The sequence below is a fragment of the Shewanella sp. NKUCC06_TVS genome, from assembly GCF_019345515.1.
In the GTDB taxonomy this organism is placed as follows: Bacteria; Pseudomonadota; Gammaproteobacteria; order Enterobacterales; family Shewanellaceae; genus Shewanella; species Shewanella oncorhynchi.
In genome coordinates, this window is record NZ_JAHKQX010000004.1 from 120,673 (window position 1) to 147,558 (window position 26,886).

The 26,886-nt window shown below is 46.3% G+C and carries 16 protein-coding genes; 9 read left to right on the forward strand and 7 right to left on the reverse strand.

Annotated features, from left to right (window positions below; translation table 11 throughout):
* Positions 1–990 carry a LysR family transcriptional regulator gene (locus KO531_RS05985; RefSeq protein ID WP_219250718.1) on the reverse strand — a complete coding sequence of 330 codons (990 nt, stop codon included), beginning with the start codon at positions 988–990 and terminating at the stop codon, positions 1–3.
* 128 nt (positions 991–1,118) lie between these two features.
* On the opposite strand from KO531_RS05985, the gene KO531_RS05990 reads away from it, so the two are divergent.
* From KO531_RS05990 to KO531_RS06000, 3 genes are all read left to right on the forward strand, one after another.
* Entirely contained in the window at positions 1,119–2,201 is a 1,083-nt protein-coding gene (locus KO531_RS05990; protein ID WP_105251364.1) for an efflux RND transporter periplasmic adaptor subunit, read from the forward strand.
* Between the two features lie 3 nt (positions 2,202–2,204).
* Positions 2,205–5,291: an efflux RND transporter permease subunit gene (locus tag KO531_RS05995; RefSeq protein ID WP_219250614.1), complete on the forward strand. Its 3,087-nt coding sequence runs from the start codon at positions 2,205–2,207 to the stop codon at positions 5,289–5,291.
* 700 nt (positions 5,292–5,991) lie between these two features.
* Positions 5,992–6,978: a DUF3187 family protein gene (locus KO531_RS06000; RefSeq protein WP_251068850.1), complete on the forward strand. Its 987-nt coding sequence runs from the start codon at positions 5,992–5,994 to the stop codon at positions 6,976–6,978.
* Between the two features lie 281 nt (positions 6,979–7,259).
* Here the strand turns inward: KO531_RS06000 and KO531_RS06005 are convergent, their stop codons facing one another.
* Positions 7,260–7,856, reverse strand: a complete 597-nt coding sequence (locus tag KO531_RS06005) for an FxsA family protein (protein WP_219250615.1) — start codon at positions 7,854–7,856, stop codon at positions 7,260–7,262.
* A gap of 225 nt (positions 7,857–8,081) precedes the next feature.
* Between KO531_RS06005 and cutA the strand changes: the two genes are divergently transcribed.
* The 5 genes from cutA (at position 8,082) to KO531_RS06030 (ending at position 14,740) form a co-directional block, all read left to right on the forward strand.
* Complete coding sequence (cutA, locus tag KO531_RS06010; RefSeq protein WP_113940010.1) at positions 8,082–8,405, forward strand: divalent-cation tolerance protein CutA; 324 nt, start codon at positions 8,082–8,084, stop codon at positions 8,403–8,405.
* Complete coding sequence (locus KO531_RS06015; protein ID WP_219250616.1) at positions 8,402–10,237, forward strand: protein-disulfide reductase DsbD; 1,836 nt, start codon at positions 8,402–8,404, stop codon at positions 10,235–10,237. Before cutA ends, KO531_RS06015 begins: the two co-directional genes overlap by 4 nt.
* 181 nt (positions 10,238–10,418) lie before the next feature.
* Entirely contained in the window at positions 10,419–12,074 is a 1,656-nt protein-coding gene (locus tag KO531_RS06020; protein WP_173246987.1) for a cation:proton antiporter family protein, read from the forward strand.
* A 295-nt stretch (positions 12,075–12,369) separates the two neighbouring features.
* On the forward strand, positions 12,370–13,515 hold the full coding sequence (galK, locus tag KO531_RS06025) for a galactokinase (RefSeq protein ID WP_219250617.1): 1,146 nt from the start codon (positions 12,370–12,372) through the stop codon (positions 13,513–13,515).
* Between the two features lie 190 nt (positions 13,516–13,705).
* On the forward strand, positions 13,706–14,740 hold the full coding sequence (locus KO531_RS06030; protein WP_219250618.1) for an aldose epimerase family protein: 1,035 nt from the start codon (positions 13,706–13,708) through the stop codon (positions 14,738–14,740).
* A 133-nt stretch (positions 14,741–14,873) separates the two neighbouring features.
* Here KO531_RS06030 and KO531_RS06035 read toward each other — a convergent pair whose 3' ends face one another.
* Positions 14,874–15,278: a hypothetical protein gene (locus tag KO531_RS06035; RefSeq protein WP_105251357.1), complete on the reverse strand. Its 405-nt coding sequence runs from the start codon at positions 15,276–15,278 to the stop codon at positions 14,874–14,876.
* Positions 15,279–15,768: 490 nt separating this feature from the next.
* A complete protein-coding gene (locus tag KO531_RS06040) occupies positions 15,769–16,770 on the reverse strand; it encodes an NAD(P)H-quinone oxidoreductase (RefSeq protein ID WP_219250619.1) in 1,002 nt (333 codons plus the stop codon).
* A 420-nt stretch (positions 16,771–17,190) separates the two neighbouring features.
* On the opposite strand from KO531_RS06040, the gene KO531_RS06045 reads away from it, so the two are divergent.
* The gene (locus KO531_RS06045) at positions 17,191–20,307 is read left to right on the forward strand and encodes a M9 family metallopeptidase (RefSeq protein ID WP_219250620.1); all 3,117 of its coding nucleotides are present in this window, start codon (positions 17,191–17,193) and stop codon (positions 20,305–20,307) included.
* Positions 20,308–20,465: 158 nt separating this feature from the next.
* On the opposite strand, the gene KO531_RS06050 is transcribed toward KO531_RS06045, so the two are convergent.
* The 3 genes from KO531_RS06050 to KO531_RS06060 all read right to left on the reverse strand — a co-directional run bounded on the left by KO531_RS06050 (position 20,466) and on the right by KO531_RS06060 (position 26,768).
* Positions 20,466–22,283, reverse strand: coding sequence for a sel1 repeat family protein (locus tag KO531_RS06050; protein WP_219250621.1), 1,818 nt, complete (start codon positions 22,281–22,283; stop codon positions 20,466–20,468).
* Between the two features lie 199 nt (positions 22,284–22,482).
* A complete protein-coding gene (locus KO531_RS06055; RefSeq protein WP_219250622.1) occupies positions 22,483–25,554 on the reverse strand; it encodes an efflux RND transporter permease subunit in 3,072 nt (1,023 codons plus the stop codon).
* Positions 25,554–26,768 (reverse strand): efflux RND transporter periplasmic adaptor subunit, encoded by a 1,215-nt coding sequence (locus tag KO531_RS06060; RefSeq protein ID WP_219250623.1) that lies wholly within the window; start codon positions 26,766–26,768, stop codon positions 25,554–25,556. The genes KO531_RS06055 and KO531_RS06060 overlap by 1 nt, the downstream gene beginning before the upstream one ends.
* Positions 26,769–26,886: the final 118 nt, after the last annotated feature.

The following is a 26,886-nucleotide window of genomic DNA, read 5'->3' on the forward strand; positions in this document are numbered from 1 at the left end:
CTAGCTTGATTTTTTAACGGGAAAGCGCAACACGTCGTCTGAAAACGCTCCCGTAGAGGCTTTGCAGGATCGACGTGGGCCTTGCTCGCTCATGTTGATCGGCACGCCATTTGGGACTAACTCTTGCATGATATAGTCGATAAAGCGTCGACAGGCTAAACTCACGTAACGTCTTGATGGATAAGCCAAAAAACACTCGCCTTGGTGGGGCTGGATTTCAGGTAACAAAGTCACTAACTCACCGCTTTGTACATATTCATCCACGACTTCAGAAGGTGCATACACTATGCCGCGTCCTTGCAATCCAAACTCAACCGCCACTTCAATACTATTTGAGCAGAAATTACCTCTGACTCTCACTTCTTGTTCTGAACCGATAAATAACTCATTAAAGATTTTGCCATTGGATAAACGGAACATAGACACATTATGCGCTTCAATCTCTTTCGGTGTTTTAGGTGTGCCATGTGCCGCTAAATATTGAGGACTCGCGTAAAAACGTAAGTCAGTGGTAAAAATTGGCCGCACTACTAAATCTAAGGTATCCAACGCAGGCTCGACTACAAAAGCCACGTCGAGATTATGTTTCACCATATCAACGGATTCTGAACTGCTGATGACTTCTAAGGTGAGTTTAGGGTGCATATCCATAAAGCGGAAAATGGCTTGCATCAAGATTTTCATGCTGTGGATGGGGAACATTTGAATGCGCAAATGCCCGCTGATCTCAGCATCGTCATTGGTCATTTCGAATAGGGTTTCGTCGAGCTGAGCCAAAATATTCTGCGAGCGCTGGTAAAAATGACTGCCCGCAGAAGTGAGCGTCATAGAGCGGCTCTGACGGTGGAACAATTTAATGTTCAGCTCATCTTCCAAGGCTTGCAAACGTCGACTCACAGTCGATTTAGGTAAGTTAAGTAAATCCGCCGCTTCAATCAAACTACCGGTTTCAGCAATTCGGTGGAATAACGCTAAGTCCTCTGTCTTCATTTTGACCTTAAGTTCAATCTCATTATGTGGGACTGATAATCCCAAAGTATCCCGTTTATTGCAACTAATTTAGCTGGTATCTTCGCGCCCAGAAATGCTGACAATTTGTTAACTAGGAAATCTCCACCATGAAATCATATCGACTCTTGCCGCTGACAATGCTGCTTCCAGCCCTGATCAGTGGTTGTTCGCCTGCGGAAAGTTCAGTGCAAGTGGCAACAATTCGTCCGGTTAAACTGTTTGAAGTACTCAATGTAGAAGACGGAGATTTCAGAACATTTCCAGCCCGCGTTGCCGCCAATAGTCGCGCAGAATTATCGTTCCGCATTTCAGGACAATTAACAGAATTGGCATTAGTTGAAGGGCAAAGAGTCACTCAAGGTAGCTTGCTCGCAAAACTTGATGACAGGGACGCCCACAATAATTTAATGACCCGCGAGGCGGAGCATGAACTGTTAGCCGCTGACTTTAAACGTAAAGTTGAGCTACTCAATCGCAAGCTGATTTCACAATCTGAGTTTGATAGCACTCAAGCGCAACTCAAATCGGCCACCGCCGCCTTAGCCGCTGCACGCGATCAACTGAGTTACACCCGTTTAACGGCGCCTTTTAGCGGTACAGTCGCCAAACGTTTAGTGGATAACCACCAAATAGTGCAAGCAAACCAAGGGGTATTAACATTACAAAACAATAATTTGCTCGATATTAGCATTCAAGTTCCCGAGTCGATGGCGGCGGGTTTGAAGCAATATACCGATCAAGCTCATTTTACAGCTAAGGTGCGTTTTAGTGCCTTCCCCGAGCAAAGTTTCGATGCCAAATTTAAAGAATACTCGACTCAAGTCACGCCGGGTACCCAAGCCTATGAAGTGGTGTTTTCGTTACCTCAACCTCAAGATATTCAGTTACTTCCAGGAATGAGTGCCGAGTTGACCTTAGCCTTAGTCAAAGATCCTAGTGCCCTCGCGTCAACGGTAGTGCCAGTGACCGCTATCGATAAGCGCGACCAAGATGGCCAAGTGCAAGTGTGGATTTATCAAGCGCAATCGGGTGAAGTAAAACCGACGATGGTGACGCTAGGACGCGTGAGTAATCAAGGTGTTGAGATTTTAACGGGCGTCAACAAGGGCGATCTCATCGTCAGCGCTGGAGTGTCTCAATTATCCGATGGTATGAAAGTCAAACCACTACGCTGGCAGCGTGGGGTGTAATTGATGAACATTGCAGAGTATTCGATACGCCACAAAGTCATCAGTTGGATGTTTGTGTTGCTACTACTCGTGGGTGGTGGCGTCAGTTTTACCGGTTTGGGGCAATTAGAATTCCCCGAATTTACCATTAAAGAAGCTTTAGTGATCACGGCTTATCCCGGTGCATCGCCTGAGCAAGTTGAAGAAGAAGTGACATTACCGCTCGAAGATGCCCTGCAGCAACTCGACGCCATTAAGCATGTGACTTCAATTAATAGTGCGGGTTTATCACAAATCCAAATCGAGATTAAAGAAAGTTACGATAAAACCAGCCTGCCGCAGGTGTGGGATGAAGTGCGTCGTAAAGTTAATGATGCTGCGGGAAACTTGCCGCCGGGCACAGCAACGCCAAAGGTGATGGACGACTTTGGCGATGTGTATGGCATTTTATTTAACCTTTCGGGACCTGATTACAGCAACCGCGAGTTGAGCAATTACGCCGACTATCTGCGCCGCGAGCTAGTGCTAGTACCTGGAGTGAAAAAGGTTTCTGTTGCTGGCAACGTCACCGAGCAAGTCGTGATTGAAATCTCCCAGCAAAAGCTGTCGGCACTGGGGTTAGATCAGAGCTATATCTATGGCTTAGTGAACAATCAAAACGTCGTCTCTAACGCGGGCAGCTTAGTGATTGGCGATAACCGTATCCGCATTCATCCCACGGGCGAATTTAGCAATGTGCAGGATCTCGCGCGTTTGATCGTCAGCCCTCCGGGTAGCTCTGAGCTGATTTACCTTGGCGACATTGCCAATATTGAAAGGGATTATGACGAAACCCCTAACGTGCTTTATCACAATAAAGGTGAAGCAGCGTTATCACTGGGGATTTCTTTCTCTAGCGGTGTGAATGTAGTCGAAATCGGGAAAAAGGTCAGTGACCGTTTAGCCGAGCTTGAATCGCAACGCCCAATCGGCATGAATTTAGCGACGGTTTATAATCAAAGCCAGGCGGTAGATGAGACAGTTAACGGCTTCTTAATCAACCTAATGGAATCCATTGCCATAGTGATCGCCGTGCTTCTGCTGTTTATGGGATTGCGCTCAGGCCTGTTGATGGGCCTGATCTTACTGCTGACGATTCTAGGTACTTTTATCGTGATGAAAGTGCTCGGGATTGATCTACAGCTCATCTCCCTCGGCGCACTCATTATTGCCCTTGGTATGTTGGTCGATAACGCCATTGTCGTTACTGAAGGCATTTTAATTGGTATCCGTCGCGGTAAGACCCGTTTGGAAGCGGCCAAACAGATAGTGTCCCAAACCCAGTGGCCGCTATTGGGCGCGACTGTGATTGCCATTATTGCCTTTGCCCCCATTGGCTTATCGCAAAATGCCGCCGGTGAGTTCTGCCGTTCTTTATTCCAAGTGTTGATGATTTCACTGTTTATCAGCTGGATCACGGCCATCACACTCACGCCGTTTTTCTGTCATCTGTTATTTAAAGATGCGCCGAGCGATGAAGAAGCCCAAGACCCCTACAAGGGCTGGTTCTTCAGCTTATATCGCACAAGCTTAATTGTGGCACTGCGCTTTAGGCTGGTGAGCATACTGCTGGTTATCGCTATGCTTTTCAGCGCTGTAGTGGGCTTTGGTCATATCAAGAATGTGTTCTTTCCTGCTTCTAATACGCCGATTTTCTTTGTGGATATCTGGATGCCAGAGGGGACTGACATCAAGGCGACCGAGCGTTTTACCGCTGATATCGAGAAGTTAATGCTTGCGCTGGACGAGCAAAAAGACGTTGGGCTAAAACACTTAACAACCGTTATTGGCCAAGGTTCGCAGCGCTTCGTACTGCCCTATCAGCCAGAAAAAGGCTATCCCGCCTTTGCCCAGTTGATTGTTGAAATGCAAGATTTGACCGCCGTTAAAGCCTATATGCCAGAGTTAGAAACCTTGTTAAATCAACGTTTCCCGCAGGCACAATATCGTTTAAAAAACATGGAGAACGGCCCTTCGCCCGCCGCTAAAATTGAGGCACGCTTTTACGGTGATAACCCAGAAGTGCTGCGCGCTTTAGGTGCTCAAGCCGAGGCCATTTTCCACGCCGAACCGAGCATGGATGGCATACGTCACAACTGGCGTAATCAGGTGCCGCTGATCCGTCCGCAACTGGAAAATGCCCAAGCGCGCGAAACAGGGATCAGCAAGCAAGACCTCGACAATGCCCTATTGGTTAACTTTAGCGGTAAGCAAATAGGTTTATACCGAGAAACCAGCCACTTGCTGCCCATCGTCGCCAGAGCGCCCGCCGAAGAACGTTTGCAAGCGGACAGCCTGTGGAAGCTGCAAATTTGGAGCAGCGAACACAATACCTTTGTGCCCGCCACCCAAGTAGTCAGTAGCTTCAACACTGAGTGGGAAAATCCACTGGTGATGCGCCGCGATCGCATGCGCATGCTCGCTGTGATGGCCGATCCTAAGCTTGGTAGCAATGAAACCGCCGATTCTGTACTGCGCAAAATCAAAGACCAGGTCGAAGCGATCAGCCTGCCCGCAGGTTACCGCTTGGAATGGGGCGGTGAATTTGAAACCGCAGGTGAAGCACAAGCGTCGGTATTTAGCTCGATTCCCTTAGGTTATCTGGCGATGTTTTTGATTACCGTATTCTTGTTCAACTCAGTGCGTCAGCCCTTAGTGATCTGGTTTACTGTGCCACTGGCCTTAATTGGGGTTTCGGCGGGACTCTTGTTGTTCGATGCGCCCTTCAGCTTTATGGCACTACTCGGATTACTGAGTTTGTCGGGCATGGTGATTAAAAACGGTATTGTCTTGGTCGATCAGATCAACCTCGAGCTCAGTGAAGGCAAACCAGCCTATTTTGCCTTAATCGACTCCTGTGTAAGCCGTGTTCGTCCAGTGATGATGGCCGCAATAACCACTATGCTCGGGATGATACCGCTGATCCCCGACGCGTTTTTCGGTTCTATGGCGATTACAATTATTTTCGGTCTAGGCTTCGCTTCTCTGCTGACGCTCATCGTACTGCCAGTGATGTACAGCCTAGTATTCAATATCAAAGCGACGGCAACAGGAGGTCAATCACCCAGCTAACCTGCTCCGCATTTTATCCAAAACGCTTCCCGGCGCGGCCAGTCAGTCCCTATGCAAGTGGGCTGGCTGGCCATTTCATTTTTGATCTATTACGGTTTGAGGGACAATTTAAACAAACACATCCATTAGATAAACAAGTTTGGCAAACTGAGATTTATCTTTAATTACGATAACTAATATGACTGATAAATAAATATATTAATTAAAAACATGAACTATCAGTTCCATATTTTCACCGCTAATACAGGACAATTACCAGTTACACACATTTACACGAGTAAATAGCAGCGATATATTTAGTGCTAATTATTCATTTGCAATGTCATCTGTAATACCAACACCTATAACTAACAACATAAATAATGTTATTACTTTGTTGAAATACTAATTTGTGTTTGAGAAACATCATGAAATTACGCTTTGATAGCGTCCAGACAATGAGTAAACAGACTATATTACTGGCAGTTATTAGCACTTTACTAATACTCACTACAATCCCGTTTATCTGTAGGTCATTCTGGCTCGCACTTGTATTATTATGGTATGTTTTTTGTAGTTTTTAATTCTAAAATCAATTAGAAATCTGTCTAATCAAAAACTTTATTGCTTCAAACAGACAAAATTTAAGTCATTTATACATAACATCAGCCTCACTACAAAACATTGCTTTTAATAGAGATTAGCTAAAAAAGAGTTTTCGATGAAATATGCAAAGAAAATTTTATTTGTGACTATTAGAGCACATCTAATTTATACGGTAATATTTTTACCGAGTACTTTCGCAGAAAATATCAATTATAGTCATTATGGGCCAGTTCGTGTGCATGCCCAATCACCTACACATGCGGGTAGCTTAACGCCTCTACTTCGTTCAGGATTTGCACTGCCTGAAGGGAAAAAAGAGATATACGGATCTGCAACAGTAGCAAGTGTATGGGCTGAAACTGACGATTACTATGCTGACTATTATCATAATTCTCTTAATGGCGGAATAAAGTGGCAACTCACTGAAAAATGGATGTTTGATACTAATTATAAGTGGAGTTTTAGTGGGGATAACCATCTTGACTCGGTCACTATCTGGTTTCATGATGCATTTGGTGTGGGTCAAAATGGCCGCGACAATACAATCAAAGACAAAAACCAAATATTTTCAAAGAATGGTATCAATCAACCTGATCTTTCTGGCGATACGCTAACGAATGCCCTAAATTTCTATTTAGAATATCAATTGCTTAGTGAGGATAATTATGGTCTATCAATAGGTGGCAGCTTATATTACAACCATGTTAATTCTGGCCCATTTGTAGATAACCGTTTTGAGCAAGCACTACAGCTGAATTATAGCTATACATCTGGAATGCATCATTTTTACTCCACAACAGGTATAAGCTTTAGACGAAATGATGAAAGTCTATCTGGAATAGACTATAAAGACCATGCTGTAATGTTATCTTTAGGTTATGAGTATTTAATGGGACGCCATGGTTGGCTTATTGAATTACATCATTATGAAGGTTTACTCAAAACAGATAATGACTTTTCAAAACCTTCCCACGAAGTATTTCTAGGCTATAGGTATTATCTGAATAACAGTGCAATTGAATTCACTATCGTCGAAAATCTACTCAACATGGACAACAGCACTGATATTGCTTTTTCTCTTGGGTACAGAGTCATGATTTAAAAATACCTTACTTTATCGCATGAATGCGATCAAAAAGTTTTTCTCTAATATCATGTTCACTCTTATGCTGAGTGAGCGGGTTATTAGGATTGGAGTTTTTTAAGAGTGAAATGGCGATTACGGGGGATGTGAACCAGCGGCACAGGTCAGATTGATTCAGTGGGCCACTGGTATCTAAAGGATATTAGGGAGAAAACTCAAGCGAATAAACGCGATAATCAACTGAGTTAATCCAATAACAAACTAACTCAACAAGCGACTGAGACAATACGAGACTAATGCTAATACTTAGGATCTTTATCCTGTTCTTTGTCCTGCGCTTTATCAGAGAGTTGATGGCTAGCGGGTTTGATATCACTTGGATCGACTTTATGTTCAAAGTCTCCCTCAAACACATTACCGTCCTTTTTCACACTATCATCAAATGGCGCTTGGCCAAATGGGTCCTGTGGCTTAGGCCCAAAAGGGCCTTGGCCTGCTTGAAAGCCACCGTGCATTGTTCCCTGTAAACCGGCAACAACCCGTAACTGCATGCGTTTGAACAACAAAGCAGCAATGGGGCGACGGGTTAATGGCGTCAAGAATAATAGGCCAATGGCATCGGTCACAAAACCGGGGATCACGAGCAAGATACCCGCCATAGCTAACATCATACCTTCAACGATTTCTTGCCCCGGTGCTTCACCACGAGCCAGTTTTTGTTGTACTTGCATTAAGGTGTTTAAGCCTTGGCTGCGAACCAAAGAGACCCCGAGCACGGCGGTAAAGAGCACTAAACCTATGGTAGTCCAAGTGCCAAGCACTTCACCCACACGGATCAGCACCGACAGCTCTATTACTGGGATCAGCACAAAGAGTAAAAAAATAATGAAAAACATACCGACCTCAGGTTTATCTGACTATCTCTGTAAACTAAATGGGGGTTATCCGGTCTTAATTCAAGTCAGGATAACCATTAGGACGAAGTAAGGGAGCAAAACACTGATATTTAGCTCACCCTTTTGTTAACCCGCTAATGTATGAGACCATTAAAACACGTAAAGTAGCCTAACGGAGTTGGCTTAAGCGAACTTTAAGATTCTTAAGAGACGATACCTAACACCATGCAGCATCAGTATTTAGTGGTTAGCACTACCTGCCCCGATGAAGTACAAGCCAATACCTTGGCCCGAGCTTTAATTGAGTCGCGTATTGCCGCTTGTGTTCAGATTTCCGCCCCGATACGTTCAATTTATGCTTGGGAAGGAAAAATCTGTGAAGAGCAAGAATTTAGCTTACAGATTAAATGTTTACAAAGTCGATATACAGAGTTAGAACAACTTGTGCTTAGGCTTCACCCTTATCAAGTACCCGAAATTATTGCCGTGCCTGTGACCCACGGGCTACCAGCCTACTTAGATTGGATAAAAGACAACACTCAGCCATGAAAAAACTACTCAGCCTTATTTTCACTTCTTTATTGCTTATTGCACCCTTAGCTCATAGTGAAGGGGTTTTCGGTAACAAATTCGACTTCATGAAGGGTGAGCCTGAATTGATGCCTGTCGATCAAGCATTTGCCTTCGATTCCAAGCAAGAAGGTAATCAGGTCAAACTCAATTGGGTGATTGCCGACGGTTACTATATGTACCGCGACAAGCTTAAATTTAGCGTCAATGGCGCCGAGTTAGGCACGGTCGCTCTACCAAAGGGAAAGCCCCATGAAGATGAGTACTTTGGTAAGCAAGAAGTCTATTATACCTATGTCGATATTCCCGTTAGTTTAAAACAGGCCGATGAAAATGCCACACTCACAGTGACCTTTATGGGTTGTGCCGAAGGTAAATTGTGTTATCCACCGACCAAACATGAAGTCATTTTAAAGGCGATAGCAGCCAACGATGGCTTAATTGCAGGCGCCGAATCAACCACGACGACTGAGCAAACCAGCACTGAGCTAAGCACTGCCGATAAAGCCAATACGCAACCCATTACTCAGCAAGATACCCTGAGCCAAATGCTGTCGAACGACAGTTTAATTTGGACTTTAGTGATCTTCTTTGGTCTAGGTGTCGGTCTGGCATTAACGCCCTGCGTATTCCCTATGTATCCGATTTTGTCGGGTATTATTGTCGGCCAAGGGCAAAAACTCTCAACCGCAAAAGCCTTTACCCTGTCCATGGCTTACGTCCAAGGCATGGCAATCACTTACTCTATCTTAGGGTTAGTGGTTGCATCGGCGGGACTAAAATACCAAGCGGCATTACAACATCCTGCCGTATTAGTCGTACTCGCGATTTTGTTCTTTGTGCTCAGCTTATCTATGTTTGGCCTATACGATTTGAAACTGCCATCGAGCTGGCAGGAGAAGATGAACTCAGTCTCGAATAATCAAAGAGGCGGCAACTTAGTTGGCGTGTTCTTAATGGGCGTGATTTCTGGCCTTGTCGCATCACCTTGTACTACCGCGCCGCTGTCGGGTGCGCTCGTTTATGTGGCCCAAACCGGCGACCTACTCCAAGGTTTCTTAGCCCTGTATGTACTCAGTATGGGTATGGGATTACCTCTACTGATTATCGGCACCTCAGGCGGTAAATTATTACCGAGAGCCGGCGCTTGGATGGACATCATCAAGACTATCTTCGGCTTCCTGCTGATCGCTGTATCTATCGTGATGCTTGGCCGTATTTGGACAGGCGTAGTATCCGATGTGCTTTGGTCACTGTGGGGCGTAAGCTTCACCGGCTACTTGATGCATCAGAACAAACTCAGTGAATTTAACTGGAAACAAACTGTACGTTCAGTGCTATTAACGCTGGCGCTACTGGCGAGCTTCTCCTACGGATTCCAAGCTGTGATGGGACACTTTGGTTTTAATAACAATTCCGTAGGCACTGCGGCGACGACCGAAGAAGTCCATGGCTTTAAACGCATTAAATCGATTGAAGATCTTGAGCAAGAAATTGCAGCCGCTACCGCCCAAGGTAAGCCTGTGATGCTCGATCTGTACGCCGATTGGTGTGTTGCCTGTAAAGAGTTCGAAGCCATCACCTTTAAAGATACCGACGTGTTAGCCCGCATGAATAAAATCGTGCTGCTACAAGCGGATGTGACTAAGAGTGACAAGGTCGATGTGGCCTTACTCGAAAAATACAATGTGCTTGGTTTGCCTACGCTGTTGATGTTTAACGAACAAGGTGAGCAAAGGGAAGATTTACGCGTGACTGGTTTTATGGGCCCCAAAGATTTTGCAACCCATTTAGATCATCTCGTGAAATAACGACGATTTAGGCTTAGACCACCAGAGTGATTTAGTTCGCGCGTGTTTTAACGGCCAAGTGTATTTACCGCAACACCAATAAAAAGCGGACTTTTTTCATTAAAAGTCCGCTTTTTTATCCAAGTGTCATAGATTTCTTATACAATCACTTACAATTTTAGACTTTTTAGATTGGAGCATCATGGAACCAGGCATCCTCATTATTACACTCATCTGCGGCATGCTCGTCAGCCGTATAGGACTCCCTCCGCTCATCGGCTACTTAGTGGCAGGCTTTGTACTGTTCATCTTAGGAATAGATAAAGAAAGCCTGCCATTACTGCAAGAACTCGCCAGCCTAGGCGTGACTTTGCTGCTGTTTGCTATTGGTTTGAAACTCGATATTCGCAGCCTGTTCAAAGCCGAAGTGTGGGCGGGTTCGAGTGTGCACTTAGTACTCTCGATCGTGATTTTTGTGCCGATTCTGAAACTCTTCGGCTTACTAGGTTTAAGCCAACTCACGAGTCTGAACCTAGAACAACTGACGTTAATTGCCTTCGCGTTAAGCTTCTCCAGCACCGTATTTGCGGTCAAAGTGTTAGAAGATAAAGGAGACGTGCAATCCCTCTACGGCCGGGTCGCTATTGGTATCTTGATTATGCAGGATATCTTCGCCGTACTGTTTTTAACTATTTCTAAAGGCGATGTACCTTCGGTATGGGCCTTTGCATTACTCTTACTGCCACTAGCTAAACCGCTCATCTATAAAGCGTTCGACCGTGTCGGCCACGGTGAACTCTTAGTGCTCTTCGGCCTAGTTATGGCACTCGTGGTTGGCGCTTGGTTATTTGAATCTGTTGGTTTAAAACCCGATCTCGGCGCACTGATTATCGGTATCTTGTTGGCGGGCCACAAAAAGTCCTCCGAGCTGGCAAAATCCCTGTTCTATTTTAAAGAACTCTTCCTCGTTGCCTTCTTCTTAACCATAGGGCTCAATGGCTTACCTACGGTATCGGATATCGTACTCGCGGCGCTATTAGTGCTGTTAGTGCCACTTAAAATCCTGCTGTTTGTTTACATTCTTACCCGCTTTAAACTGCGTTCACGTACCTCTATGTTGGGCTCATTTAACCTAGGTAACTTCAGTGAATTCGGTTTGATCGTCGCCGCAGTAGCCACCTATAAAGGTTGGTTACCTCCCGAGTGGCTAGTGATCATCGCCGTGGCATTAAGCTTTAGTTTTTTACTCGCCGCGCCACTTAACGCCACCGTCGGTAATATCTACCAGCGATTCCAGCAGCGTTTAATCAAGCTCGAAAAACGCCCGTTACACCCAGAAGACAGACCCATCGCCATTGGCAATCCACGCTTTTTAATCTTAGGCATGGGCCGTATTGGTAGCGGTGCCTATGATGAACTCAGGGAACAATTTGATGGGGAAATTCTCGGTATTGAACACAAGCAAGACTTAGTCGACTTACATAAAACAAAGGGTCGCAATGTAGTGCAAGGTGACGCCTCAGATACCGACTTTTGGGAAAAACTCGACAGAGCACCTAATCTTGAACTGGTACTGCTAGCCATGCCGCACCACGCGGGAAATATGTTTGCAGTTGAGCAACTCAAAAAACTGAATTATCAAGGCAAAATCAGTGCAATTGTGCAGTACAGTGACGATGCTGCGGCGCTTCGAGAATCGGGGGTGCACAGTGTGTACAACCTGTACGAAGCCGCTGGTGCCGGTTTTGTGGATCATGTTATTTACGAGCTATTGCAAAACTCGGAGAAAAACACAGTTCCAGCGGAAGATACAGTACAAGTGCCTGATCCTAAACTTAATGTGGAGCCACGTAGTTAAGTGCCTGCTAATGCTGCATTAAATTAAAATCACGCCATAACAGGTCGCACAAACGAGCAGTAACAGCCTCTGCTAGTTTGTGCGGCATCCAACTAAATGCTGACTAATCTTTACAAATCAATTAACTAGATAAAACACTCAATACGCTATTTTGCCTCCTCATCCCAGTATCGATTTACTCATTGCAGCCTATCGCCATTTCAGCAAAAAATCTCAGTTACATCGCTGACTCAGTCGTGATATAAATCGATGACGGTAACGAAATTAGCTCAGCTTTTTTGGAATTTTTTACAGCATGTCAAACCCTGCGCAACGCGCCACTAAGTTATTTGTCCAAACCTTTGGCACTAAAGCCGACGATTTATATCAAGCCCCAGGGCGAGTCAATCTGATCGGTGAATACACGGATTACAACGACGGTTTTGTACTCCCGGCAGCCATTAATTTTCATACAGTCATTGCGGTAAAACGCCGTGACGATACTAAGTTTCGAGCCGTCGCCGATGCGTTTCCAGGACAAATTAAAGAGTGGGTTTTCGGCCAAGAAAACGACATGGACCCGCAAGATGGCTGGGTGAATTACCTCAAAGGTTTTACTGCGGCTATGGCGCAAACTGGCTTATTAGCCAAGGGCTTAGACTTAGCCATTGTGGGCGATGTGCCACTTGCTGCAGGTCTTTCATCTTCGGGCGCACTCGTTGTCGCCTTCGGTACAGCCATTAGTGATACCAGCCAACTGCATTTATCCCCAATGGCGGTGGCGCAACTCGCACAGCGCGGTGAGCACAGGTATGTTGAGTCGGCCTGTGGCATCATGGATCAAATGTGCAGCGCCATGGGTGAGCAAGACCATGCACTACTGATTGACTGCTTAGATCTCGATAGCGAAGCCATTCCCATTCCAGAAAACCTAAGCCTTATTATCATAGATGCCCATATCGAGAAACAACGCTTAGCCGCGACCAATGAGCAACGTCGCACTGAGTGTGCACAAGCGGCAGAGTACTTTGGCTTAGATGCACTGCGTCACCTCGATTTACGCCAACTAGAAAGTGCAAAGGCCGATTTAGATGAAGTGCTATACCGCCGGGCGAAACACGTAGTCACTGAGAACCAAAGAACTCAAAATGCTGCTCGCGCCTTAGAGCAAAATAACATCCAAAAATTCAGTCGTTTAATGGCTGAATCCCATGCTTCACTGCGTGATGATTTTGAAGTCACACTGCCCGAATTTGATACTTTAGTTGAAATTGTCAGCCAAGTGATCGGCGAGCGTGGTGGCATCCGCATGACCGACGGCTGCGTGGTCGCCTTAGTCGACCATGAACTGACGGACGCTGTCGTTGCCACCGTTGAACATGAATTCTTCGAAAAAACCGCCATCGATGCCACAGTGTATTTATGTTCCGCCAGCGCTGGCGCGGGTCGCATCGATAACTAGCCAGAACAGGCAATTTGCTAGAACAAGCACTTAGCCGCACTTAAACCAAAGACAACCGAATAGAGTGACAACGTCGTCGATAGCATACGAATTCATCGCTGAACTTTATGCTGTTGATGGCAAATAATAGGGTTAACATACTCATTTAACACAATAAGCAGTGAGCATATTCAACACAGAGGGAAGCTAAATGGTACGTTTCAGTGTTTTGGATCCTTGGACCGATCCCCGCGGCGGTGAAATCGAACGGGTTCGGATCGACAATGGCATACTCGCATTAGAAGTCATCAGCTTAGGCGGTATTATCCGCGCTCTGTGGACCCCTGATAAACACGGCGAACGTGCCAATATCGTTTTAGGTTGTGATAGCGCCGAAGATTACTTGACCCAATCGGCTCATTTAGGTGCCATTGCAGGCCGCTTTGCAAATCGCATCGCTAACGGCAAAATGCACTATCAAGGTCATGATTATCAATTAGATGTAAACCAAGCGACTAACTGTTTACACGGCGGCCGTGAAGGGTTTAATCGTAAAAACTGGCAACTAGGTCAACTCCCCGATGGTGTGCGTTTGACCTTAATGAGCCCAGATGGCGACATGGGTTTCCCCGGTAATTGCACAGTTCAGCTGGATTACCGCCTCGCAGGCAATAATTTGTACGTAGAAATCTTAGCCTCCGTCGATAAAGCCTGTCCCGTAAGCCTCACCCAACACAGTTATTTCAACCTCGATGGCACAGAGACCAATCATGAGCATCTGATGCAAATCGATGCCAAGCGCTATCTCACCATGAATGATGTCAGTGTTCCCACTGGGATTGCCGATACAACTGGGTCGATTTTCGATTTAAGTCAACCAATACGCTTAGGTGACAAGCTGCATGCCGCTGAACTCGCAAGCACTCGCGGTTATGATCACTGTTATATGATGAATAATCCCGATGGCTCACTCGCCCGTTTTGGCTGTTTAAGCAGCCCCATTAGCGGTCGTGCTATGACGGTTTATACTAATCAACCGAGTGTGCAGCTGTACTGTGCTAATTTTTTAAATGGCACAGTAGGTCGCAATCAACAGGTATTAAATCAACATCATGCTGTGTGTTTAGAGCCGCAGATGCTGCCAGACTCACCGAACCAAGGCGAACGCTTTGGTGATAATGTTTGGTTAATGCCAGGCAAGGTTTATCACCACATCAGTCGTTATCAGTTCGATGCCGATGCGTAGCCATTCGCAATAAAAATTGAGAAAACGAGGAAAGCGCGGTTTAGCAGAAGGGAATAAATAAAGCGATAAGGAATAAAATAAACACTACTTTATTCCTTACACTCACAGTGTTAGCCCTTAGGCCGACACTGTGTTAATCATCAAAATCATCGCCCCAATCATCGTCAAAATCCACGCCAACGGCATCAGATTCGACTTCTGGTTCAACTTCAGGCTTCGCCTTACGTACAGGCGCAGTTTCCTTCACGTTGTTCAAGTCAATGCGAGCTTGATGTTTACTCATAAATTGAGATCTTGCCGCCTTCCATGCACCACCAAACTTAGCCTCAGCAGCTTTTAACGCAGCCTCATCTAAGTCGTATAGGTTCACTTTGACTATATCTTCCACATACTCAATGATCGCATCGCGATCGGTATTGTATAGGTAGATACGTCCTGGGGAGGCATCGGGCAGCTGGTTGTCATGGACGACAATCGCGTTGCCTTTCGATGTTCTCAGCTCACCATACCAAACCTGTTTCTTTGCTGTGTTATACATATATGCTAATACCCTTAAATCAACACATACACCATGAGTTTTTTAGCCTGAATAAGCGAAGCATCGCTTGCTTTGATCCACGAATAGCGCCTGAAAGTCTCTGACGTTTTCAACTGGGTATTTTTACAGAATATTTCCGATAATCAATGCCTCATACCATGAAATTTTCACTAATTACGTATTAATTTCTGCCAAAGTACCCAAAAAGTTTAATCATTAACGACTTTAGTCTAAAAAATCGACGCGGCAAGTTTTATTCCCAAGAAAAAGCAATCATATCTATGGTGTTTGATGAGTCATCAACGTTAACAATTCGAGGTTGCTGTAAAGTTAACCATCAAGGTTATCCATGAAGATTTAATTACAGCGCTACAAACTCATATTTACCGAACAATGACTAAGCCACTATGATGTCAGAATGTCTTCTAGATTGACTCGAATGGCAGCGACTTAAAGCAAATATGTCGCTGCAAAATCCAGTATGCCTAGCTCAAATGACAGTCAGTATTACTTTGCCCCTGTGCTCACCCGACTCCATCAAAGCATGGGCTTTAGCGGCCTGTGCTAATGGAAAGGTTGCAAAAATATTGGGGACAATTTTATGGGCGTTTAACAACGGCCAAACTTTCTCAAATAATTCAGCGGCAATGGCGGCTTTGGCCTCCACGCTCTGCGGTCTTAGGGTCGACCCTGTCCACATGATACGTTTTGCCATCAGGCGGAAAATCTCGACCTCGGCTTTAGGCCCCCGTTGCATAGCTACCGACACCATACGCCCGTCCATCGCTAAGGCTTGTAAGTCGAGATTGATAAAATCACCACCCGCGATATCAAATACCACGTTTACGCCCTTATCTTGAGTGAGTGCCATCACAGGTTCAACAAAGTTTTGAGTACGATAGTTGATGACTTCAGCGGCGCCAAGGCTCAAGCAATAATCGCGCTTCTCATCCTGTCCCGTCGTCGCTATCACTTTTGAACCCAGCGCACTGGCCAACTGAATAGCCGTACTACCAATGCCACCTGAGCCACCGTGGATCAGTACCGTCTCGCCCGCTTTGAGTCCCGCACGCATAAACAGGTTGCCCCATACGGTGAAGAAGGTTTCTGGCAGCGCAGCTGCCTGCACATAACTAAAGCCCGTTGGAATAGGCAAACAATGGGCAGCATAGGTGAGCACATACTCGCCATAACCGCCGCCCGGCACTAAGGCACATACCTTATCGCCAACTTGCCATTGGCTCACGCCGTCACCGAGGGCACAAATATCCCCAGCAACCTCAAGACCAATAATCGGTGATGCACCCGGTGGCGGGGGATACGCGCCCACCCTTTGTTTAACATCGGGGCCATTCACTCCTGCTGCATGTACGCGGATCAACACTTGCACCGCCGCAGGGACAGGCAAAGGTGAGCGCGATAGCCGCATCACCTCGGGCGCCCCAGGTTGCTCAACATGAATATGGGTGTACTCGCTTGGTAAAGCTGACATAAAAGCTCCTGTGAGAATGGCACCAACCTAATAGCAGATTGCTATGCTTAAACGGTTCGTTTGCTAAACCTTAATGCGGCTAAGCTAGCGCAATTTCAAGCCAAATAGCCACAGTTATTCCATTCTATATTCCATCGCACTCAATCAAGCGGCTGACGTTAACCATTTGAACTGAAAGCTGAACCTAAGCTGAACCTAAGCTGAACAGAAAAGATGTATCAAAAAAATATTATGACAAATACTAGATATATTAAAAACTTACAGCCATTATTCTGAGGCATTATTTGCTGGCTGCGATGTTTGTCGCGCTATTGTTATCACGCAAATAATCCAATGAGGTTTGATGCAAGTCTGTGTTAAATGCATCAAATAACGCCCAAGGAAGATCTGCTTTGCAGACTAGATAACTACGGATACACAATGAAAAACACACTACTCTTCGCAGCAATTAGCTTAGCGATTGCAACTCCCGTTCTTGCCCATAACACTCATGCAAGCCCCCCATTAGGCAACAACACACCAAACAGTTCACCAGCTCAACCCGTCCCGCCACCGCCCTCTGCACCGATTAGCTTAATTGAATCACATAGACCACTGCTACGGGAGACGCCATTGATGGCATCCCCTAATGATCCGACGATGACAGAGCAGCCTAAGATTCATTCACGCCAAAAACGTCAGATAGAGGTCTCGGAACAACCCCCACTTAAGTTGCAGAATCGTAGCGCCGCGATGCAAGTCAGCGACTGCAGTGACTTTGTTGGGAAATCAGGCCAGGCACTAGTCAATGAACTGAGCCAATCTACGCCAGAATGTGTCGGTAAACTCTATAGCCTCAAAGGCAGTAGCGCGACCGCACTATTTAGCGAGGCCAATGTGATCAGTGTCGCCAACGCCATTGCCACTAAAGCAAAGGACTACACTGGGGTCGATATTCAGCATCTTGAGTCGCATATTTACTTTGTCCGCGCGGCCCTTTATGTGCAGTTTTACAGCCCAAATGATGTGCCCGCTTACAGCAATGCTGCTAAGGTCAGCTTAAAATCTGCCCTTAATGCTTTATTTGCGAACGCTGCGATTTGGACTGTCTCCGATGCTAATGCTGGTGTGTTGAAAGAAGCCTTAATCCTGATTGACTCAGCCGAGCTCGGCGCCGATTTTAATCATGTCACCATAAAAGTGCTAACGGACTACGACGCTAACTGGCAAGCCAGTTTCGCCATGAACGCCGCAGCAAACTCAGTGTTTACCACCTTATTTCGCGCTCAATGGAATGATGACATGCAGGCGCTGTTCGCGCGTGATCAAGAGATTTTAGATGCGCTAAATAACTTCCAACTCGAACATCGCGACTTGTTAGGCACCAATGCAGAGTACCTTTTGGTCAACTCAATTAAAGAGTTGTCTAGACTGTATTATATTGATGCCATGCGCCCACGAGTGACCCAGCTGGTCAAAAACATCCTCAGCAGCACCAGCAAAACCGAACCGAGCAAAGTGCTTTGGTACGCGGCGGCAGAAATGGCCGACTATTACGATCGCAGCCATTGTAACGATTACAATATCTGTGGTTTTAAGGCGCAGTTAGAAGCCGATGCTTTACCTTTTAATTGGAAATGCTCCGACAGCCTTAAGATCCGCGCCCAAGATCTCTATCAAGATCAAGCCAAATGGGCCTGTGATGTGCTGACCAGCCAAGAAAGTTATTTCCACAGTAAACTCGAAACGGGCATGCAACCCGTGGGGCAGGATAACAACGATGACTTAGAGCTAGTGATCTTCGGCAGTTCGTCTGAATATAAATCCTTAGCCAACAGTATCTTTGGTATCAGTACCGACAATGGCGGCATGTATTTAGAAGGTTCGCCCGCCGGACTCAAAAATCAGGCACGTTTCATCGCCTATGAAGCCGAATGGCGCACGCCAGATTTCCACGTCTGGAACCTGCAACACGAATACGTACACTACCTCGATGGACGCTATAACCTGTTTGGTGACTTTAGTCGTGGCACTTCGGCCAATACCATTTGGTGGATTGAAGGCCTCGCGGAATACATCTCTTACCGTGACGCAAACCCTGCGGCAATTGCCATGGGCGAAACCGGTGAGTATATGTTATCGACCATATTCAAAAACAACTATGAATCTGGCCAAGACCGCATCTATCGCTGGGGCTATCTGGCGGTGCGTTTCATGTTTGAACACCACAGGGACGATGTGAGACAGATTCTAGCCTACCTACGCAACGATCAATATGCAGAATATCAAGCCTTTATGGATAATATCGGCACACGTTACGATAACGAATGGCAGGGTTGGCTCGCCAGTGGTTTAAGCACTGCTGACGATGGCATAGTCGATAAAGGCCCGAGTGATGTCGACGCTGAGCCCAGTGGCCGCGAAGGCAACTGGACAGGACCAGCGGGCACTATCAGTAAGGATTACTCGCCTTGCCAAGTGACTAACGAAGCCTACCGTTACACTGAATCGGCCAGCCTGAAAATTGATGTGCCGATGGAATGTATCGATTCAAAACTCGGCCGCGCCAGTTTCAGCTTCACCAATACCGATCGCACAGCCCAAGAGCTTTGGATCAAGATTGGCGGCGGTTGGGGGGATGCTGACATTTATTTCGATTCTAGAGGCTGGGCAAGCCCTGAGCAAAACCAAGGCGCTGGTATCGGTAATGGTAATTATCAAGTGATTAAGGTGCAGTTAAACCCTAACGAGTATTGGCACTACATTACCTTATCGGGGGACTTTGGCGGCGTCGATATGCAAGTCAGCACCACTGAGCTATTTGCTGATATCGACCCCGATCTGGGGGATGGCGGCGTGGATCCTGAGCCACCAGCCAATTGCGGCGCAGTGACCTTAGATTACGGTAAGCTCACCCTAGGCAAAAATGAGTGCATCAGTGGCGGGCGTAACAGCTTCTACTTCTGGGTTGAGGAAGATAATACCCAGTTCACTGTCACCACTAAGGGCGGCGTTGGGGATGCCAATATTTACTTCAATGCCAGTCAGTGGGCCGACGCAGATAATGCCGATGCAAAGAGTGCTAAAGCAGGAAATCAAGAATCGCTTAGCTTCAGCGCCAATCGTGGCTGGCGTTATATCACGATTGATACTGCCACTGAGTTTAGCGGCGTAACACTGACCTTAAGCACAGGCACGGGTAACACACCCGATCCGGTGCTCATTGCCAACGCCTGCGCGACGCAATCACCCTTAAGTTATGGTGAGCTCAGTGCTGGCAAAGCCATTTGCACCGCCGATGGGCGCAACGATTATTACCTTTGGGTACCAGAGGGAACGAATCAGCTAAGCATCAACTCCGCCCACGGCAGTGGTGATGTTAGCCTGTTTTCGGGGACGACTTGGGCGAATGCTCAACACTTCGATGCAGCCTCTGTGACACCCGCCAACACGCGGGAAAGCATCACAGTCAATGCGCCAAACGTGGGGTGGTATTACATCACAGTGCAAAGTGAACCCCAGAGTTCAGGTGTCGCACTGCAGGTTGATTTACGCTAGTTTGATGACTCGCATTGCTTAAATAAGCAGTTTTAGCCATTACGCATAAATCAAGCATTTGAATAAATAACAAAATCCCTGCTTCGGCAGGGATTTTTATTGAAGATAAGCTGAATAAGCAGCACTGACGTCATAGAGTCTTTAGCGACAATACGTTATTAGCGCATCCCTTCGAGCACTTGCACTCTCTCCTTGGCCCTTACTGCATAGTCGTTTGAAAACCGCTCTGCCATTTCAATGCTCTGCTGATAAAGCGTTAACGCTGCTTTAGCATCGGCCGGTCCACCCTCGCCTTTATCTAACAGCGTTGCGAACTGGAAGTAAGCATTGCCTAGAATATCCGCCTGCAAGCCTTGTTTGGCACCCAAAGTTGTCACTTTTTCTAACCAGTATCTCGCGTTAACCGTATCTCTATAGGGTTCCAATAACAGGATATTGGCAAGTTCAGCGGCGGCGTAAAGATCTCGCTCGGCGGCAATGATCCAAAACTCCTCGCTCTGCTCAAAATCCTCTTTAAAGTAGTAATAGGTTTCGGCAGCATCTCGCGCTAAATCAGGTTGAGCTTTAACGCTTTGGCGATAATTTTCCAATGCCGTTGTGGCATTAAAGTAAGGGGAGCAAGATAACACTTGATAAAACGCCATCAGACTTCTTGCCTCAGGCAACCCTTGCTCAACTAGCTGATTTAACTGCTGCCATGCTTGCATTTCACGGACCTTATCCGCACCTGTATTAACCAAGCCACGCTCAATAACCGATAAAGGTAAACGGATTAACTCAAGCTTTGCCGCGTTATCGCCAAAGCTCGCGGCGCGCTCCAGCCAATAGATCTTTTCATCGGCACGCCCCGCGTAACCCGCTTGATCTCGCATCCAATGCAGCGCCTCAATATCACCAGCTTCAGCGGCTTCACGGTAATATTTCCGTGCCTTAATTTTATCCTTGGGTAAGGCGTGCCCAAGCTCATAGATACGTGCCAAGAAGCGCTTATCTTCGGCCTTGGCACTTTGAGCTAAGGTATTGATTTGTGATTCAGGTTTACCATAGGCATACAATTTCACATCACCGTTAGCATAAGTATATTGAGTACCATCGGGATAATTCACCTCAACCGTATCAGGCTGATACCAAACATTGACCTCATACTGTTCGGCAATCTGTGGATTAAAATTCACCCGCATCACAGCCTCATCACCGCGACGAACCGCTTGAGTATAAGGACTAGCCCATAGGCTAGAAATTTGCTGCAAACTGCTTTTCAGCCTAGCCTCGAAAGGTTTGTCTTCCTTAGGAGAATGAATAAATACTGGATAGTAAACTGGCGCTAAAGATAATGGCGTAGTCGCAAGCAACGAATTATCCGCCTCGCTACCCGCATAAATAGGATCGATATTAAGTTCATGACTTAAATAAAAATCATCGTGGGGTGACACTTGAGTCGGCAACGTAGTTTGGCTAGCAACTTGTGCCGCATCCACAACAGAAGTGCGCTGCAACTTAGCAAGGTATTGTTGTTTAAGTACTTTAGCCCTTTGCCACAACGGATGGTTCGGCAGAATTGTCACATCGAGCATTAAATCCTCAAGCCGCCACTGACAATCGCCGCCACCATTCAAAGCTAAGGGCAGCGAAAACTCACTCGCTTTGCTACCACTGCTAATCACTTGCCGCAGCACTGAGGTTTCTTCGAATGTCGCGCGGTAGGGATTAGCAATATCACCACTGGGAAAACGGATTTCCTTTCGGGTACAAACAGATGAGACGTAATAACCGACAAGTTCTAATTGCGTATTAGCAGGTAAGACGCCGACGAACTCGAAACGCGGACTATCTACAGGTGCAGTCACTTGATCGACGGGCAACTCACTACGAAATAAGGAATCCCAAAAAGAGGCCATGGCGGGAGAGGCAAACATCAATCCAACCGAGCAAGCCAAATATAAAAAAGCCCTATGAAAGCAATGTAACAAACTCATAATGCCAGCTCTCCGTCGCTGATGAGGCAAATCCACTCGCACTTAAACACTCGCTTAAATACAACAAAGATCATTAAGTTATCGACAAAAAATTAAGCCAACGCGTTTAGCCGTTGGCTTAAATCATAACGTATTTACAGGCAAGTTGAACCCATGCCTCTCAGTCTAGGCTCGATAAACCCAGCGCATAAAACTCAACTTAAGCACTTCGCAGTCTAGCAAGCACATCCTTGGCCTTCAATTCCGCCATAGCGACATAGGCCACTGGCACTACAAATAACGAGAAGAAAGTGCCCGCTAACAGACCTCCAACTAAGACTAAACCTATGTTAGCTAACCCTAACGAGCCCGGTCCCGATGCCAAGGCTAAAGGAATCGCACTTAAAATCATGGTTAAAGACGTCATTAGAATCGGTCTTAAACGAGATTTGGCACTGCTTCGCGCCGCCTCAATCGCACTCAAACCTTGGTCTTGTTGCTTATTGGCAAACTCCACCAGCAAGATACCGTGCTTAGTCACTAGCCCCACTAAGGTTAATAAACCAATCTGCGAATAGATATTCACACTCTGGCCAAACAAGGCTAAGGTCAATAACGCACCGACAATACACAAGGGCACAGTCAGTAAGATAATTAAGGGATCGACAAAACTTTCGAACTGCGCAGCCAAAATCAAATAGATAAACACCAATGCCAGCAAGAATAGCGACTGAGTGCCCGCCTGCGAATCCATAAGATCCTTCACCACACCATTGTATTTAAAGCCTTGGGCATCATTAAGCAATGTCGGTAATTGTTCATCTAAGTAGGTTTTGATTTCATCAGTTGAATAGCCGGGCATAATATCTGCCGTCAATTCAGCGCTATCAAGACCCATAAACGTCTTAATGTTAGATTCTGCCGTAGTCTGTTTAATCGACACAAATTGCGATAATGGCAGTGCTTGCCCAGATTCAGAAGTGACATACAGCTTATTCAACACTTTAAAATCACTCAGTTTGTCTAAGTTTACTTGCACTTGAATAGGATAAGTAAAACCATCGGTAGCATGTAAGTCCGCCGCCTTCACTGAGCCAAGAAAAGTAGAAAGTGCATTAGTGACATCACCATAACTCACACCTGAGAGGATAATGGCGTTGCGATCGATAGACAGATCGTAGCGTAGTTGATCCCTAAGCACTGAGTTGCCCACGTTATTCAGGCCAGGATAATCCTCGAGTAATTTTTGCACTTTGGCTGCGGTTTCGCTGAGTTCGTCCTTATTCCGATCTAAGGTCGTCAGCTCTAAACGCAAGTTATTGGCAATATTGAGATTATTCGCTGAGCGAATGCTAAACGACATGTTATAGGCAGAAACGTTTTCCTTTGATGTTGTAATCAAGTCGCTGATCACATCATCTATACCCTCACTGCGCTCACCCCAAGGTTTGAGTAGCACATGGTTCACAGGCTCTCCCTCGATATAGGACAAGTTAGCCCCAACCGCGGGATGCTCGTCCATCACGCCATTAAGCTCAGCATTGTGATTGAGATGATACTGCCGACCGACACCGGTAGGGCCATTAGACGCCACATCGATAAAGCCGGAGTCCTCCGCAGGCAAGAGTATTTTGGGTAATTGCCAGTAAGCAATACCCGCAAGACCCACCAAAACCACAGCCACACCAAACATCAAACGCTTGCGGACAAACCACTTATTCAGCTCATTGATATACAAATGATTTAACTGCTGCAGCGCATTCTCGACTCGGCTAAACCATTTAGGGTGTTCCTCAGTGGTATTGATAAGATAGGCGCTCATCATAGGCGACAAAGTCAACGCCACCACGCCAGAGATCATCACGGCCGCTGCTAAGGTAAAGGAGAATTGCCGAAACAGATCGGCGGTTAAGCCCGACATTAATCCGATCGGTAGATACACGGCGGCGAGCGTTAACGTCATCGCAATGATAGGGAAAATGATCTCCTGACAGCCTTTAATCGCCGCATTGAAAGGCGTTTCACCGTTTTCAATATGGCGATAGCAGTTCTCGACCACCACAATGGCATCATCCACCACCAGGCCAATAGCCAAAATAATCGCCAGAATAGTCAACACATTGATACTAAACCCGAGCGCCGACATCACAGCAAACACCCCAATCACGCACACGGGAATCGTAATAATGGGGATCGATGCCGCCCGCAGGCTACCCAAAAATAACACCACAATCAGCGAAACTAAGATCACCGCTTCAATCAACGCAGAAAACCCTTCGTCGATGGAGGCTTCAATAAAATCAGCCTGATTGTAGGCCAAGGTCATTTCTAAGCCTTGGGGTAAATGTTTTTGCATGCGTGCAATTTCGGCTTTAATGTTCGAAGCCACTGTCACTGGGTTAGCGTTGCTCAGCGGTAAAATCTGCAATGACATTGCACTATGTCCACCGATAGACAACATACTCGGCGACAGACTTTCCTCGCCCATCACCACATCGGCGACATCGGACACGCGGATGATCTTACCCTCGCTGACCTTAATCACCAGATCCTTCACGTCTTCAAGCGTTTCAACTTGATTCAAAGGGTTAATCGAGAAATCCCGCGACTTACCTTTGATCGCACCCGAGGTAAAACTGGCATTGTAGGAGCCTAACGTGCCCACCACATCGGCAGCTTTAATATTCAGCGCTTTCATTTGCTCAGGATTGAGCCAGACTCTGACCGCCTTTTGTGAGCCACCATATGGCCCCCAAACGGCACCAACGCCTTGAACTTGTTTGAGTTGCGGTACTAACTGCTGGCTAATGTAGTCGTACATAGCCTGCTTTTCCATGCCTCCCGCGTTCACAAAGGTGATGATATTACTGGCAGAATCTGTGGCCGAAGTATCGTCGGTAACTGTGGGCTTATCTATCATGCTCTGGGGGAAATCGTTAATCCCTTCGACGCTGCTACGCAACTTGTTCATTAAGTTGGTGTATTCAATATCGCTAGTGTCATCATTGAATTTAATCGTTAATGAGCAACGCCCCTCGCTACAGTCGGTCGACATAGTATCGACTTTATCTATGCCCGAAGCCGCAGCAATCAACTTATCGGCCACGTTACTCGACATAAAATCGGCGCTCGCCCCTGCAATCGACGCATTCACAGATGCCGAGTGGGTGGTATGCTCAGGGAAGTATTGGATATCGAGTTTTTGAAAGGCAATCAAGCCCAGTAACACAGCCATAATACTGAGTACGGAGGCGAAGATAGGATGACGAATACAGACTTCGGGTAAACGCATTATTCAGCCACCTCAATATTTGGAGTAGAGACTGAATCAGCACCTTTGTCAGCGCTTGATGTTGCCGCTTTATCTGCAGTGTTTCTATCCTGCACGACTTTGATCTTGCTATCGGACTTGAGGTTTTGCATACCCGTTTTAACGACTAAATCGCCTTCGGCTAAACCTTCAGTCACGACGGCATAACCGTCATTCGTATTTTGAGCGAGTTTAACTACTTGTTTTACTACGCTATCGCCCTGAACTAGCCAGACAAAACGTTCATCGTTATTGGCAATAATCGAATTTTGCGGCACTAACAGACGCTTAATCCCTAGACTATAGAACTGCTTGATGTTGGCGAACATGCCTGGAGCAAGCTTAAACTCAGGGTTTTCAAGGGCGGCATGCACTTCAACCCGTCCTGAGCTTTCATCTACCGCAGGAGCAACATAGTTAACTAACCCTTTGAATACCTTATTACCATAGGCCTCAACAGTCACATTCACCTTTTGGCCCTTTTGCGCCTTGCCTAAATCCTTCTGACTGATGGCATAACGCACTTCGACCGGATTTAAACTATAGAGGGTGACTAAGGCCGTACCAGCACCAATTTGACTGCCGATAGACTGACTAAAGCTGGTCAACTGACCATCGAAGGGAGCCTTGATCAGGTAATCGTTCATGGTTGCTTGTTTCTGGCGAAAATCCGCATCGGCCAGATTCACATTTTCCCGTAGCTCATCCACATCTTGCTTAGCAAGCGCAAAGGGTTCTTTAATCAGTAAGTCTTCGATACGCTCCAGCTTAGTTTTAGCCAGTGCTAAGGTGCTCTTGGCTTTGTCTAAATCAGCCTTGGCTTTAATGTTGTCCTGCTCGGCAATCACTTGGCTTTTAGTCACTTTGTCGCCGTTACTAAAATGAATCGCGCTAATTTTTTCGCTAGCATTAAAGTTCAGCGTGGCTGAATCAATAGCGTTGATTTTACCGACTTCATTCACTACATCGGCAAAGGACGTTTCTTTAACGGCCTCGACCGTCACAGGGATAATGTCGACCTTGTCCGCCGACATCACGGCCATAGGGGCTAAAGCGAAAACACTCGCAAGTAGAAACGGCAAAGGCGCGAATAAGGGCGCCTTTGGGAGATGATGGGGATGGCTTTTTAATGAAATATCGCATGCACTGCGTGCTCGTTCAGTTACTATTTGTGTAAACAGCGTTTGTGTAAACATAGTATGCAAACCTATCGTTCTTACTATTCAACGGACATCCTATCCGACAACAGCAAACCGGATTGAACCCAAAACTAATACCAAGTCCCCCCAAAGTGCCTGTTTCAGCAATTTGAGG

Bases quoted from the DNA above. Each gene is read 5' to 3' on its own strand.
- KO531_RS05985 (WP_219250718.1), bottom strand. From the start codon at position 990: ATGAAGACAGAGGACTTAGCGTTATTCCACCGAATTGCTGAAACCGGT.
- KO531_RS05990 (WP_105251364.1), top strand. From the start codon at position 1,119: ATGAAATCATATCGACTCTTGCCGCTGACAATGCTGCTTCCAGCCCTG.
- KO531_RS05995 (WP_219250614.1), top strand. From the start codon at position 2,205: ATGAACATTGCAGAGTATTCGATACGCCACAAAGTCATCAGTTGGATG.
- KO531_RS06000 (WP_251068850.1), top strand. From the start codon at position 5,992: ATGAAATATGCAAAGAAAATTTTATTTGTGACTATTAGAGCACATCTA.
- KO531_RS06005 (WP_219250615.1), bottom strand. From the start codon at position 7,856: ATGTTTTTCATTATTTTTTTACTCTTTGTGCTGATCCCAGTAATAGAG.
- cutA (WP_113940010.1), top strand. From the start codon at position 8,082: ATGCAGCATCAGTATTTAGTGGTTAGCACTACCTGCCCCGATGAAGTA.
- KO531_RS06015 (WP_219250616.1), top strand. From the start codon at position 8,402: ATGAAAAAACTACTCAGCCTTATTTTCACTTCTTTATTGCTTATTGCA.
- KO531_RS06020 (WP_173246987.1), top strand. From the start codon at position 10,419: ATGGAACCAGGCATCCTCATTATTACACTCATCTGCGGCATGCTCGTC.
- galK (WP_219250617.1), top strand. From the start codon at position 12,370: ATGTCAAACCCTGCGCAACGCGCCACTAAGTTATTTGTCCAAACCTTT.
- KO531_RS06030 (WP_219250618.1), top strand. From the start codon at position 13,706: ATGGTACGTTTCAGTGTTTTGGATCCTTGGACCGATCCCCGCGGCGGT.
- KO531_RS06035 (WP_105251357.1), bottom strand. From the start codon at position 15,278: ATGTATAACACAGCAAAGAAACAGGTTTGGTATGGTGAGCTGAGAACA.
- KO531_RS06040 (WP_219250619.1), bottom strand. From the start codon at position 16,770: ATGTCAGCTTTACCAAGCGAGTACACCCATATTCATGTTGAGCAACCT.
- KO531_RS06045 (WP_219250620.1), top strand. From the start codon at position 17,191: ATGAAAAACACACTACTCTTCGCAGCAATTAGCTTAGCGATTGCAACT.
- KO531_RS06050 (WP_219250621.1), bottom strand. From the start codon at position 22,283: ATGAGTTTGTTACATTGCTTTCATAGGGCTTTTTTATATTTGGCTTGC.
- KO531_RS06055 (WP_219250622.1), bottom strand. From the start codon at position 25,554: ATGCGTTTACCCGAAGTCTGTATTCGTCATCCTATCTTCGCCTCCGTA.
- KO531_RS06060 (WP_219250623.1), bottom strand. From the start codon at position 26,768: ATGTTTACACAAACGCTGTTTACACAAATAGTAACTGAACGAGCACGC.